The following is a 12,915-nucleotide window of genomic DNA, read 5'->3' as shown; positions in this document are numbered from 1 at the left end:
CTACGGGTTGACGGCGAGCTCCAGATACACCGCGAACAGCACCAGGTGGACGCCTCCCTGCAGGGGTGTGGCGCGCCCCGGCACGACCGTCAGCGAGGCCACCACCACGGTCAGGGCGAGCAGCACCATGTGGGTGGAGCCGAGGCCGAGGACCAGCGGTCCGGAGAGCCATACGGAGGCCAGGGCGACCGCCGGGATGGTCAGGCCGATGCTGGCCATCGCCGAGCCGAGCGCGAGGTTCAGGCTGGTCTGCACGCGGTCGCGGCGCGCGGTGCGCAGGGCGGCGATGGTCTCGGGAAGCAGTACCAGCAGGGCGATGATGACGCCGACGACGGCGTGGGGCAGCCCGGCGGCATCCACTCCGCCCTCGATGGTGGGCGACACCCCCTTGGCCAGGCCGACCACGCCGATCAGGGCCATGGCCAGCAGCCCCAGGCTGGTCAGGGCGGTGCGGGCGGACGGTGCGTGGGCATGGTCCTCGGCTGCGATCACTCCTCCCTGGCGGGTGATCGGCAGGAAGTAGTCGCGGTGCCGCACCGTGAGGGTCGCGATGAACAGGCCGTAGAGGACCAGCGAGGAGAGCGCGGCGAAGGTCAGTTGGACGGTGGAGAACTCCGGTCCGGGAGCGCTGGTGGTGAACGTCGGCAGCACGAGGCTGAGGGTGGCCAGGGTCGCGACCGTCGCGAGGGCCGCGCCGGTGCCCTCCGGATTGAACACCGCGGTGCCGTGCCGCAGGGAGGCGACCAGGAGACTGAGGCCGACCACACCGTTGCACGTGATCATCACGGCCGCGAAGACCGTGTCCCTGGCCAGCGTCGCGCTCTTGTCGCCGCCGTCCGCCATGAGGGTCACGATGAGCGCGACCTCGATGACCGTGACGGCGACGGCGAGAACCAGGGAGCCGAAAGGCTCGCCGACCCGGTGGGCGACCACCTCGGCGTGGTGCACGGCGGCCAGTACGGCCACCGCGAGGACGATCGTCAGCAGCGCGACGACCGCCCCGGGCACCTCGCGCCCCCACGTGAAGGCCAGGAGCACGACCGCGATCACGGGCGTCACGGTCGTCCACTGTGTGACGAGCGTCCTGGGTCGAGTGACCATGCGGAGATCGTCGCAGAGAGAGATGACCCCCGCACTCTCTGTCACACGGACCGGAGGCCGCGTTCACCCCGGCCGTGGCACACGCCGGGAGCGGCGGGCGGCTCTTCGCCGCTCGCCGCTCCCGGTGGTGGTCTCTGACGTCCGACTCGGAGCCGTACGCGGTCAGGCCTCGACGCTGTCCTTCGGAGCGTCGTCGTCCTTGGAGACCGCCGCTTCCGCCTCGGCCTGCTTCTTGGAGGCACGGAGACTGGTGATCGTGGTGACGATCAGGACGCCGCAGATCACACCGAGCGAGACCGGGATGCTGATCTCAGGGACGTGGACACCTGACTCGTGCAGGGCGTGCAGCACCAGCTTGATGCCGATGAAGCCCAGGATGACCGACAGGCCGTAGGAGAGGTGCACCAGCTTCCTCAGCAGACCGCCGAGGAGGAAGTACAACTGCCGCAGACCCATCAGGGCGAACGCGTTGGCCGTGAACACGATGTACGGGTCCTGGGTCAGGCCGAAGATCGCCGGGATGGAGTCGAGCGCGAAGAGCACGTCGGTGGTGCCGATCGCGAGCATCACGACCAGCATCGGGGTCATGACCCGCTTGCCGTTCTCCTCGATCCACAGCTTGGTGCCGTGATAGCGGTCGGCGACGCCGAAGCGGCGCTCGGCCGCCTTGAGCAGCTTGTTCTCCTCGAACTCCTCGTCCTCCTCGTCGGCCCGCGCCTCCTGGATGAGCTTCCAGGCGGTGTAGATGAGGAAGGCCCCGAAGATGTAGAAGACCCAGGAGAAGTTGGCGATGATCGCGGCACCAGCCGCGATGAAGATGGTCCTGAGGACCAGTGCCACGAGGACGCCCACGAGGAGCACTCGCTGCTGGTACTGCGTGGGCACCGCGAACTTCGCCATGATCAGGATGAAGACGAAGAGGTTGTCCACACTCAGGGACTTCTCGGTGATGTAGCCCGCGAAGAACTCACCGGCGGGCTGACCGCCACCGAAGACGAACAGGCCTATTCCGAAGAGGCCCGCGAGGGCGATCCAGACGGCCGTCCAGATCCCGGCTTCCTTGATCGATACGTCGTGCGGCTTGCGGCCGATGAAGAAATCGGCACCGATCAAGGCAGCAAGGCCCACGACGGTCAGGACCCACAGGGTCACAGAAACTTCCACTACTACGCCTCCGGCAGTACGTCACACGGCAGATGTCAGCGTCGTCGCTGCCGGAGGTCTCTTCCACCCGGGTCCGGGACGCGGTGACGCGCTCGGAACCCACGGGCCGACGCCCCGGGATCTGGCCTGATCCGTATTGACGGGTACGCCGCACAGACAGGGAGTACTCCCCTCCGTACGGACGACAGTACCCCATTCCCCAAGGGATGGTAAAGAGATTTGCAAATTAAGCTCAAAAGCACAGCTCGGAGGCGGTCACCGGTCCCATGGACGACGGGCCGCGGCGACCTGGGTGAGCACGTGTTGGAGCACCTGGCTGCCGGGGGGCACGAGCGAGGGCTCGTACGTCCAGGCATGCCCGACCCACGGGTCGGCGAGGTGGTCGTCGGCCACCGGCGTCAGCCGAAGCAGCGCGCGCCACAGGGGGTCGAGCAGCGGCCCGTAACCGGCGGACTCCTCGCGGTCGGCGACCATCATCAGGTGGACGCCCACAGCGGGCCCCTCGTCGGCGAGATAGCGCAGTTGGTTCACCGCCCGGTCATCGAAGCCGTGCGGGAAGTCGTTGACGATCAGGAGCTGCTGGGACGTGTCGAGACCGGGCGGAAGCGCGTCGGGAGCGCCTCCGCGCAGCGCCATCTGCACCAGGTCGACGCGCTGGGTGAGACGGGCCAGCACGTCCGCCGTCCCGGCGGCCCCCAGCGCGGGCGGGGCCGCGAGCACGCCGGTCCGCACCAGTGGTGCCAGTGCCTGCGAGCCTGATCCGGCCGGGTCGATGACGTGCACGGTGAACTCGCCCGCCGGATAGACGGCGAGCAGCCTGGCCGCGTGCGCGACCGCCGCCTCCAGGCCCAGGCGCCGCATCTCGTGGGAGTCGGCGAACGAACCGTCGAGCGAGGCGGAACGCCCGCTGTCGATCCACAGGCCGCGCTCCAGCGGCAGCCGGACCAGCAGGGGGATGCTGACGCGGTCCGCCTCGGGGAGATGGAGATCGCCCAGCCGCAGGGCCATGGGAATCTCCATGGGCACGCGGTAGCCGTGCCAGACGGGGTTGTCCCAGCGCGCGAAGGCCGCCGGCAGGGCGGGTTCGACCACCTCCGCCTCGGCGGCGAGCTGAGCGACGTCCCGGTCCAGGACTTCCCGGGCCTGGGACACGAGCTGGGCGTGCCGGGTGCGCGCCGCCTCCCGGGCGGCCTCTCCCTGACCGCCGATCCGGCTGCGCGGGTCGGACAGGACCTGGTCGAGTTCCTTCTCCATGCGCGAGTCGGCGAAGTCGACGGCGCTGCGGTACGCGGCCGTGGTGCGGGCCAGGTCCTCGAACATGCCCCACACCTGGTTGTAGAGCCGCTCCTCCATGGACCACCCGGTGGCGTCGCCCGCGACGGGCCGCGCGGGCTGCCCGGGTCCGGCCGGGCGCGCGGTCGGTGGAGGCGGAGGCGGAGCCGCGTTCTGCCGACGCGGGTGGCTGTAGTCGATCGGGCCGCCGCCGGTGGGCGCGGACGACTGGCCGGCGCTGGTGGAGTCCCCCGGCCCGGCCGGGCACGGCTGCTGCGTGCCGTGCTGTCCGGGGGCCTCGGGCGGCTGCGGGTCGGACCCGCTCCGGGTGTCGTACGGGGAAGCCGGGGACACGGGGCCGGTACTGCCCTGGGGTGCGGCTGCGCCGTGGTCCGGACCGTGTGCCGGGGTGGCGGCCTGCCGGGGGCGGTTGCCGTCCACCGTCCGGGCCGGGGGCGCCGGTACCGAACGGGCCAGTCCGCCGGCCACCGCCTCCTGGATGTTCTGGGCCAGTTGGTGGGCCTGGGGCAGGTCCTGGTCGGTGAGGAGTTCGGCGATGCCCCCCGCGTAGCCCTGACCGACGGCGCGCACCTTCCAGGCGCCCTGCCGTCGGTAGAGCTCCAGCGCGACGACGGCGGACTCGGCTTCCAGACCGGTGATGGTGTAGCTGGCGACCTCGTCCCCGTCGAGGCCCGTGACGGCGACGAAGGGGGCGGCGACAGCCCCGAAGCGGCCCGGACCCTGCCCGCCGGCGGGCAGGGCGAGCAGCACACTGACGCGGTGCACCGCGTCCGGCACGGCGTCCAGGTCCACCGCGAGACGATGGTCGGCGGCGGCCTGCCGCGATACCTCCAGTCCCGGCAGGGCGGGCGTACCCGGATGGGCCACCCACTCGACGCCGTGGACCTTGCCGTTTTCGTCGCCGAGCGTGGCTCCGGCCACGATCGGTGTGCCGGCCGAGACCCGGATCTCGAGACGGGCCCGGGGAAGCGGGTGGTTCTGTCCCCGCGTCAGCTCGGCCGTCATCGCCTTCCCCCTGTGTCACTCGCCTGTGTCACTCGTGATGTGCCGCGCGGCGCCCGCCCGTCCCGCTCGCGGGACCGGCCGTTTGGTGCCGGCCTGCTACAGGACCGGCAGGATCGCCGGCATCAGGTCCTGGAAGGTGCGGCCGTTGGCCGGGGAACCGATGGCGGTCATCGCCCAGCCCTGGCCCGCACGGTGCACCTTCGCCATGATCTGGGCCGTGTAGGCGCCACCGCCGGCCAGCGTGTAGCGGGCGAGCTCCTGGCCGTTGGTCTCGTCGACCAGGCGGCAGAACGCGTTCTGCACTTCCTGGAAGGTCTGACCCGTGAAGGAGTTGACGGTGAAGACGATCTGGTCGATGTGGACCGGGACGCGCTGCAGGTCGACGAGGATCGCCTCGTCGTCGCCGCCCTGGCCGACACCGCCGACGAGGTTGTCCCCGGTGTGGCGCACCGAGCCGTCGTCGCTCACCAGGTGGCGGAAGAAGACGACGTCGACCGGCTGCTTGTCCGCGAACAGGACGGCGGAGGCGTCCAGGTCGACCTCTCGGGTGCGCGAGCCGAACAGCCCACGCCGGGGGGCCGCCTGCCAGCCGAGACCCATGCGCACCGACGTCAGGCTGCCGCCGTCGTTCTTCTGCAGACTGATGGCCTGACCCTTGGTCATGTTGACGGTCACGCGCTGATCCCCTCTCGAACTGTCCCCTGTTGCCGCGGTCCCCGCGGTTGACCAGAACCCTACGCAGGGACACTGACAGCGCCCTACCCTGGTCCGCACTTTGTGTCGGTCTTGCAACACAGCGCGTGCCCGGGCGGGCCGTCAGGCCAGACCGGCCTCCTTCATCTGACGCAGTTCCTTCTTCATCTCGGAGACCTCGTCGCGCAGCCGGGCCGCGATCTCGAACTGCAGGTCCGCGGCGGCCGCGCGCATCCGGGTGGTGAGGTCCTCGATCTGTTCGGCGAGCTCCGCCGCGGGCCGGTCGGTCGGCACGGTCTCCCTGCCCTTGGCCTTGCCCTTGGCCGTCTTGCCACCGGCCGTCGCCTGGCCGCCGAGGGCGGGCACGGGAGCCTTCGCACCCTTGCCGTCCTTCGACTGGCGGTAGCCCGAGCCGAGCAGTTGCTCGGTGTCGACGTCCTCGCGCGCGATCTGCGCGACGATGTCGTTGATCTTCTTGCGGAGCGGCTGCGGGTCGATGCCGTTCGCCTTGTTGAACGCGACCTGCTTCTCACGGCGGCGGTTGGTCTCGTCGATCGCCTTCTCCATCGCCGGCGTGATCTTGTCGGCGTACATGTGAACCTGGCCGGAGACATTGCGCGCCGCGCGGCCGATGGTCTGGATCAGGGAGGTGCCGGAGCGCAGGAAGCCCTCCTTGTCGGCGTCGAGGATGGCCACCAGGGAGACCTCCGGCAGGTCGAGGCCCTCCCTCAGCAGGTTGATGCCGACCAGGACGTCGTACTCGCCGGCGCGCAGCTCCCGCAGCAGTTCGACGCGGCGCAGCGTGTCGACGTCGCTGTGCAGGTAGCGGACCTGGATGCCGAGTTCCAGAAAGTAGTCGGTGAGATCCTCGGCCATCTTCTTGGTGAGCGTGGTGACCAGCACGCGCTCGTCCTTCTCGGTCCGCTTGCGGATCTCGTGCACCAGGTCGTCGATCTGGCCCTCGGTCGGCTTGACGACGACCTCCGGGTCGACGAGGCCGGTGGGGCGGATGATCTGCTCCACGGCGCCGTCCGAACGGGAGAGCTCGTAGGCGCCCGGGGTCGCCGACAAGTACACGGTCTGCCCGATGCGTCCCTGGAACTCTTCCCACTTCAGCGGACGGTTGTCGAGGGCGGAGGGCAGCCGGAAGCCGTGGTCGACCAGGGTCCGCTTGCGGGAGGCGTCGCCCTCGTACATGGCGCCGATCTGCGGCACGGTGACGTGCGACTCGTCGATGACGAGCAGGAAGTCGTCCGGGAAGTAGTCCAGCAGGGTGTTCGGCGGGGAGCCGGGCAGGCGGCCGTCGAAGTGCATGGAGTAGTTCTCCACGCCGGAGCAGGAGCCGATCTGGCGGAGCATCTCGAGGTCGTACGTCGTGCGCATCCGCAGTCGCTGGGCCTCCAGGAGCTTGCCCTGCTTCTCCAGCTCGGTCAGGCGCTCCGCCAGTTCCTTCTCGATGTCGTTGACCGCCCGCTCCAGGCGCTCGGGGCCCGCGACGTAGTGGGAGGCCGGGAAGACGTAGAGCTGCTGGTCGTCGCTGACGATCTCGCCGGTGACCGGGTGGAGCGTGGACAGGGCCTCGATCTCGTCGCCGAACATCTCGATGCGGACGGCGAGCTCCTCGTAGACCGGGAAGATCTCGATGGTGTCACCGCGTACCCGGAAGGTGCCGCGGGCGAAGGCCATGTCGTTGCGCGTGTACTGGATGTCCACGAAGCGACGCAGCAGCTCGTCCCGGTCGTGCTCCTCGCCCACCCTGAGGGGGACCATGCGGTCCACGTACTCCTGGGGGGTGCCGAGGCCGTAGATGCAGGAGACGGAGGCGACCACGACGACGTCACGGCGGGTGAGGAGCGAGTTGGTGGCGGAGTGGCGCAGGCGCTCCACCTCCTCGTTGATCGAGGAGTCCTTCTCGATGTAGGTGTCCGACTGCGGGACGTAGGCCTCGGGCTGGTAGTAGTCGTAGTACGAGACGAAGTACTCGACGGCGTTGTTCGGCAGCAGTTCGCGGAACTCGTTCGCCAGTTGCGCGGCCAGTGTCTTGTTCGGCGCCATCACGAGGGTGGGGCGCTGGAGCTTCTCGATCATCCACGCGGTGGTGGCGGACTTGCCGGTGCCGGTCGCGCCGAGCAGGACGACGTCCTTCTCGCCTGCTTGGACGCGCCGGGCGAGCTCGGCGATGGCCGCCGGCTGGTCACCGTTCGGCTGGTAGGGGCTGACGACCTCGAAGGGCGCCACCGTGCGTTCGATCTGGGAAACGGGCCGCATGGGTTCCACCGTACGACCCCGCACTGACAACGGGTCCGGATCAGCGGTTCTGCGGGGTTCGGGAGCGCCGGTGCACGAGCGGGCGGCGCGTGTGGTGGGCCGGGTGGTGCGGTGGGCGGCGCACCGTGCGCAGCGCCTGGGAAGGGGCCGGGATCCCCGGCTTCCGCTCGACGGGGAGTTCGGCGGGCCTCCCCATGACCATCATCGGGTCGAACATCACCACGACGCCGGCGAGGAGGAGGAAGGCCAGGGGACCGATCAGCATGGGGGCGAGCAGTTCCGCGGGCGAGCCTCCGGTGGAGGGATCGGCCGTGCCGTGGAGATGGACTTCGAGCGCGGCCATGCCCGTGTAGTGCATGCCCGTGACGGCCAGTCCCATGATCAGGCTGGCGCCCACGCTCCACAGGAAACCCCGGACCTGCCCGGCCGCCCACAGGGCGGCGGTGGCGGCGGCCATGGCTATGACGACGGACACGGCCACGGTGAAGGTGTTGTACGTGAGCTGCCCGTCCAGGCGCATCCCGGCCATACCCAGGTAGTGCATCGACGCGATGCCCAGGCCGGTGATGGTGCCGCCGGTGAACAAGGCGGTCCCCCGGGCGCCCCGGTAGCCGACGATGAAGACCCCGACGCCCACCATGACGATGGCGACGGCCAGGCTGGCGAAGGTCATCAGCCAGTCGTAGCGGATCGGCGTGTGTTCGATCGTGAACCCCATCATGGCGATGAAGTGCATGGTCCAGATGCCGGAGCCGATCGCCGCCGAGCCGAGGGCGAGCCACCCGGGGCGCCAGGACCGGGCGACCCGCATGGATCTGGTGGTGCAGCGCAGACCGAGGGCACCGCCCAGGCAGGCCATGAGGTAGGCCACCAGCGGTGTCACGAGTCCGTAGTTGAATCCGTCGACCGTGCCTTGCATGTGCGGCTGCCCTTCCGCCTTCTTACGCCCGGTCATGTGCCGGCATTTCCCTGATGTGCGCCCCCCTCCCAGAACCGTGCGAACGGTCAGGGTCGACGCAGAGAGTATGACTCCCACCGGAATGGTCGAACGATTCTCCGGCAAAGAATCACGGCCTTGCCCCACTTGTGGGGCCCCGGTGAGCGGAGTTGAGCGACTCTATTCAGCCTGTGGCCATTCCGCACCCCTCTCCCGTTGACTCTCTGATGTCACAGTGGTGCTGTCCGTGATCGCTCGACGTGAGGAGTACGCATGCACGCGCGCGCAGTTGCCGTCACGACCACCGCGCTCCTGGGAGTAGCCCTGCTCACTCCGCTCTCGCACGCCGGGACACCTCTGAGCGGCGACGACGGGCCCTCGGTCGTCGCCCACCGGGGTGCCTCCGGGTATGCGCCGGAGAACACGCTGGCCGCCGTCGACAAGGCGGCCGAGATGGGCATCCGCTGGGTGGAGAACGACGTCCAGCGCACCAGGGACGGCGAGCTCGTCGTCCTCCACGACGACAGTCTGCGGCGCACGACCGACGTGGAGGAGGTCTTCCCCGACCGCTCGCCCTGGAAGGTGAAGGACTTCACCGCGGCGGAGATCGCACGGCTGGACGCGGGGAGCTGGTTCGGGTCCGAGTACGCGGGCGCGCGCGTGCCGACGCTGGAGCAGTACGTGGACCGCGTGGAGCACAACCACCAGAAGCTGCTGCTGGAGCTGAAGAACCCCCAGCTATACCCGGGCATCGAGCAGCAGACCCTCAAGGTTCTCGCCAATGAGGGCTGGCTCGACCGGCGGCACGTGGCCGGCCGACTGGTCGTGCAGAGTTTCAGCGCGGACAGCGTCCGGACCGTTCACGAGCTGAAGCCGGCCGTCAAGACCGGGTTCCTCGGCACACCGCGGGTGTCGGACCTGCCCGAGTACGCGGAGTTCACCGACCAGATCAATCCCTCGTACGGCTCGCTGTCGATGAGTTACGTCTCCTCGGTGCACGCGTTCACGGGGCCGCACGGCAGGCCGATGGAGGTCCTCACCTGGACGGTCGACGACGCGGACACCGCCCGCCGCGTAGCCGGATACGACGTCGACGGCATCATCACCAACAGGCCCGACGTGGTGCGGGACGCCGTCGGCGAGGACGAGGACTCGGCCGGCCGTTGATCCCGTGACGCCCGGGCGGAGGGCGGCCCCGTCCGCCGCTGTCCCGGCGTTGTCAGTGGCCGGCCGTACCGTGGGCGCATGGAAAGCCATGGGCAGTACGAACAGCGGGTCGTATGGACCGTCGTCGACACCGGCATCGGCCCGTTGCTGCTGGCCGCCACCCGCTACGGTCTGGTCAACGTCGTGTTCCACGCCACCGACACCGCGCGCGACCGGGCGCTCGAAAGGCTCGCGGCCCAACTGGGCACGGAGCCCGTCGAGGCGCCCGGCTCTCCGCTGCTGGCCGAGGCGATACGGCAGGTGGAGGCGTACTTCTCGGGTCGGCGCCGTGACTTCGACCTGCCGCTGGACTGGTCCCTGATCTCGGGCTTCAACCGGGAGGTGCTGCGCGAGCTGGCGACAGGCGTCCCCTACGGCTCGGTCGTCGGCTACGGCGACCTCGCCGGCCGGGTCGGCCAGCCGGGCGCCGCCCAGGCGGTGGGCACGGCGATGGGGGCCAATCCGCTGCCGGTCGTCGTGCCGTGCCACCGGGTCGTCGAGAGGGACGGCGGCATCGGCGGGTTCGGGGGCGGCGTGGACACCAAGCGGCAGTTGCTCGCTCTGGAGGGCGTGCTGCCCGAGCCGCTGTTCTGAGAGGCCGGCCGCCCGGGTGCCCGGCGCGGGCTACTCATAGTGCCGTGCCTCGATGATGTTGCCGTCCGGGTCGCCGAAGTAGAAGCTGCGCCGGGCCAGGCCCCGGGCGCCGAAGGAGTCGTACGAGAGTTCCGAGACCGGAATGGCCCGTTCTTCCAGCCGGGCGCGCAGCGCCTCGAAGTCGTCCGGTGACAGGGAAAGGCAGATGTGGTTGACGGGGTGGCCCGCACTGCCGTCGGCGCCGGGGACGACCCGCATGCGTTCGGCCAGGGAGTGCGGCGCCAGATCGAGAATGGTCTCTTCGTTGAGGCGCACGGAGGGGAAGCTCACGGTCCCGGCGGCGTACTCGGTGACCCGCAGGGGCTCCGTCCCCAGCGTCTTCTCGTAGAAATCGGCGGCGGCGACCGGGTCGCGCACCCAAAGGACGACATGGTCGAGACGTGTCGTGTTATCCGTCATGGTCTCCAGGTTCGTGGTCTCCCCGGCGGGCCGCAAGACTCCCGCCGGGACACGCGGGGGTTTGGCCCGGTCCCCTGCCCGCCAGAGATGAGGGAGAACCGACGGACGGGAGGCAGGCGCGTGATGCTGATGGTGTCGGAAGAGGTACGGGCGGCGATCGACGCGCGTCACCCCGTGGTGGCGCTGGAGTCCACGATCATCGCGCACGGGCTGCCGCGCCCACGCAACCTGCTGGTGGCGCGGGAGCTGGAGGAGGCCGTACGGCAGGAGGGCGCCATACCGGCGACCATCGCCGTACTGGACGGGCGGCCTCATGTCGGCCTGGACAAGGAGCAGCTCGAGCGGGTCGCGAACGAGGACGGCATCCGCAAGCTGGGCCACCGGGACCTGCCGCTCGCGGTGGCCGCCGGAGCGAGCGGGGCGACCACCGTGTCGGCGACCGCCCTGCTGGCGGCCCTGGCGGGCGTCCGGGTGTTCGCTACCGGGGGGCTCGGCGGCGTGCACCGGGAGTGGACGGTGACGCAGGATGAGTCGGCCGACCTCGGCCTGCTGGCGCGCACCCGCATCACGGTGGTCTGCGCGGGTGTGAAGTCCATCCTGGACGTGCCGGCGACCCTGCAGCGGCTCGAGACGCTGGGCATCCCGGTGGCCGGGTACGGTACGGACCGCTTCCCCGGCTTCTACCTGTCCGACTCGGGGCATCCGGTGGACTGGTCGCTGGGCACCCCGGAGCAGGTGGCGGCGGCCATGCGGGCGCAGGACGCGCTCGGTGGGCCGCGGTCCGCGCTCGTGGTCGCCAATCCCGTCCCCGAGGAGGAGCAACTCGATCCCGCACTGCACGCGCGGGTGCTCGCCGACGCGCTGCACGCCTGCGAGGTGGAGGGGGTCACGGGTCAGGCGGTCACGCCGTTCCTGCTGGACTACCTGGTACGGCACACCGACGGGGCCTCGCTGAGCGCCAACCTGGCGGCGGTGCGCGGAAACGTGCGGCTGGCGGCACGCGTCGCGGCGGCCTGGGCCGGGGCATGACCGCGGGGCCGGGCGGCGCGCTGCTGGTCGTCGGGGACGTCGTCACGGACGTCGTCGCCCGGCACCGGGGGCCGCTGGCCTCCGGCACGGACACGGCCGCCTCGATCCGCCGACTGCCCGGCGGGGCGGGTGCCAACGTGGCCTGCTGGGCCGCGTACGGAGAGAGCCGGGACGTACGGCTACTGGGGCGGGTCGGCGCCGACGCGGCGGCCTGGCACGAGCGGGAACTGGTGGCCTGTGGGGTACGTCCTCTTCTGATCGTCGACGCGGCGGCTCCGACGGGGACGGTCATCTGCCTGGTCGACACGCGCGACTCGGCCGAGCGGACGTTCCTGACGGACAGCGGGGCGTCGCTGCGGCTCGGTCCCGGCGACTGGTCGGACACGCTGCTCGACGGCGTGGCCCGGCTGCACCTGTCGGGCTACCTCCTGTTCTCGGAGCCGGGCCGTGCTCTGGTGCCGGTCGCCCTGGCCGCGGCACGCGCGCGCGGGGTGCCGGTCAGCCTGGATCCGGCATCGGCCGGGTTCCTCACCGAGCTGGGCGTCGACCGTTTCCTGGCACTGGTCGAGGGAGTGGACGTGCTGCTGCCCAGCCGGGACGAGGCGTGCCTGCTCACCGGACTGCCGGACGCGGCCGACGCGGCGGCGAAACTGAGCCGGCACGTCCCGCTGGTGATCACCAAGCTGGGAGCGGAGGGGGCCATGGTGGCCAGGTCCGGCACCGTGTGCGCGCGTGTCCCCGGCGCCCCGGCGTCGCCGCGGGACAGTACGGGCGCCGGTGATGCCTTCACCGGCGCGTTCCTCGCCGCACTGCTCGCGGGCGCGGAGCCCGAGGAGGCCACGGTCACGGGGTGCCGGGCGGGAGCGCGGGCCGTCGAACGGGTGGGCGGAAGGCCTCCATGCGGAACGGACTGACGGTCGGCCGGTCTGTCGGTCGATAGGTACGTCGGCCGGCCGGTACGTCGGTCGGTACGTGGCCGGCCGGTACGTCCGTCGGTAGGTGTCGGAGTGGGAGGAAGCGCTGTCCGGCGATGGGTCAGGCATCCGCCGTGGCCGGTGTCGCCGCCCTCGGCACGGAGCACGGGCACTAGGCATGGAGCACGGAGCACGGACCACGGAGCGCCAGGCACAGTCGACCGGGCCGTGCCGCGCCCGCCGGGGCGGAAC

11 protein-coding genes are annotated in these 12,915 nt (G+C 70.6%); 4 read left to right on the top strand and 7 right to left on the bottom strand.

Annotation, left to right across the window (positions count from 1 at the left end):
- The 6 genes from B1H29_RS27555 to B1H29_RS27530 all read right to left on the bottom strand — a co-directional run bounded on the left by B1H29_RS27555 (position 1) and on the right by B1H29_RS27530 (position 8,443).
- Positions 1-1,101 (bottom strand): calcium:proton antiporter, encoded by a 1,101-nt coding sequence (locus B1H29_RS27555; protein WP_055416373.1) that lies wholly within the window; start codon positions 1,099-1,101, stop codon positions 1-3.
- 162 nt (positions 1,102-1,263) lie between these two features.
- Entirely contained in the window at positions 1,264-2,265 is a 1,002-nt protein-coding gene (locus B1H29_RS27550) for a TerC/Alx family metal homeostasis membrane protein (RefSeq protein WP_055416374.1), read from the bottom strand.
- A gap of 255 nt (positions 2,266-2,520) precedes the next feature.
- On the bottom strand, positions 2,521-4,563 hold the full coding sequence (locus B1H29_RS27545) for a TerD family protein (RefSeq protein ID WP_055416375.1): 2,043 nt from the start codon (positions 4,561-4,563) through the stop codon (positions 2,521-2,523).
- A gap of 96 nt (positions 4,564-4,659) precedes the next feature.
- The gene (locus B1H29_RS27540; RefSeq protein WP_055416376.1) at positions 4,660-5,238 is read right to left on the bottom strand and encodes a TerD family protein; all 579 of its coding nucleotides are present in this window, start codon (positions 5,236-5,238) and stop codon (positions 4,660-4,662) included.
- Positions 5,239-5,379: 141 nt separating this feature from the next.
- On the bottom strand, positions 5,380-7,524 hold the full coding sequence (gene uvrB, locus B1H29_RS27535; protein WP_055416377.1) for an excinuclease ABC subunit UvrB: 2,145 nt from the start codon (positions 7,522-7,524) through the stop codon (positions 5,380-5,382).
- A 40-nt stretch (positions 7,525-7,564) separates the two neighbouring features.
- Positions 7,565-8,443, bottom strand: coding sequence for an MHYT domain-containing protein (locus B1H29_RS27530; RefSeq protein WP_055417677.1), 879 nt, complete (start codon positions 8,441-8,443; stop codon positions 7,565-7,567).
- Positions 8,444-8,734: 291 nt separating this feature from the next.
- On the opposite strand from B1H29_RS27530, the gene B1H29_RS27525 reads away from it, so the two are divergent.
- Positions 8,735-9,628, top strand: coding sequence for a glycerophosphodiester phosphodiesterase (locus B1H29_RS27525; protein WP_055416378.1), 894 nt, complete (start codon positions 8,735-8,737; stop codon positions 9,626-9,628).
- A 78-nt stretch (positions 9,629-9,706) separates the two neighbouring features.
- Complete coding sequence (locus B1H29_RS27520) at positions 9,707-10,261, top strand: methylated-DNA--[protein]-cysteine S-methyltransferase (protein ID WP_055416379.1); 555 nt, start codon at positions 9,707-9,709, stop codon at positions 10,259-10,261.
- Between the two features lie 30 nt (positions 10,262-10,291).
- Here B1H29_RS27520 and B1H29_RS27515 read toward each other — a convergent pair whose 3' ends face one another.
- Positions 10,292-10,720, bottom strand: coding sequence for a VOC family protein (locus B1H29_RS27515; RefSeq protein ID WP_055417678.1), 429 nt, complete (start codon positions 10,718-10,720; stop codon positions 10,292-10,294).
- Between the two features lie 120 nt (positions 10,721-10,840).
- On the opposite strand from B1H29_RS27515, the gene B1H29_RS27510 reads away from it, so the two are divergent.
- Positions 10,841-11,749, top strand: coding sequence for a pseudouridine-5'-phosphate glycosidase (locus tag B1H29_RS27510; RefSeq protein WP_055416380.1), 909 nt, complete (start codon positions 10,841-10,843; stop codon positions 11,747-11,749).
- The gene (locus B1H29_RS27505) at positions 11,746-12,663 is read left to right on the top strand and encodes a carbohydrate kinase family protein (protein WP_079160501.1); all 918 of its coding nucleotides are present in this window, start codon (positions 11,746-11,748) and stop codon (positions 12,661-12,663) included. Before B1H29_RS27510 ends, B1H29_RS27505 begins: the two co-directional genes overlap by 4 nt.
- The last annotated feature ends 252 nt before the right edge of the window (positions 12,664-12,915 follow it).

Origin of the sequence: Streptomyces pactum (assembly GCF_002005225.1) — a bacterium.
In the GTDB taxonomy this organism is placed as follows: Bacteria; Actinomycetota; Actinomycetes; order Streptomycetales; family Streptomycetaceae; genus Streptomyces; species Streptomyces pactum_A.
The sequence above is the reverse complement of the archived record's forward strand: the minus strand, read 5'-3'. Positions and strand labels throughout refer to the sequence as shown.

Bases quoted from the DNA above. Each gene is read 5' to 3' on its own strand.
- B1H29_RS27555 (WP_055416373.1), bottom strand. From the start codon at position 1,101: ATGGTCACTCGACCCAGGACGCTCGTCACACAGTGGACGACCGTGACG.
- B1H29_RS27545 (WP_055416375.1), bottom strand. From the start codon at position 4,563: ATGACGGCCGAGCTGACGCGGGGACAGAACCACCCGCTTCCCCGGGCC.
- uvrB (WP_055416377.1), bottom strand. From the start codon at position 7,524: ATGCGGCCCGTTTCCCAGATCGAACGCACGGTGGCGCCCTTCGAGGTC.
- B1H29_RS27530 (WP_055417677.1), bottom strand. From the start codon at position 8,443: ATGCAAGGCACGGTCGACGGATTCAACTACGGACTCGTGACACCGCTG.
- B1H29_RS27525 (WP_055416378.1), top strand. From the start codon at position 8,735: ATGCACGCGCGCGCAGTTGCCGTCACGACCACCGCGCTCCTGGGAGTA.
- B1H29_RS27520 (WP_055416379.1), top strand. From the start codon at position 9,707: ATGGAAAGCCATGGGCAGTACGAACAGCGGGTCGTATGGACCGTCGTC.
- B1H29_RS27515 (WP_055417678.1), bottom strand. From the start codon at position 10,720: ATGACGGATAACACGACACGTCTCGACCATGTCGTCCTTTGGGTGCGC.
- B1H29_RS27505 (WP_079160501.1), top strand. From the start codon at position 11,746: ATGACCGCGGGGCCGGGCGGCGCGCTGCTGGTCGTCGGGGACGTCGTC.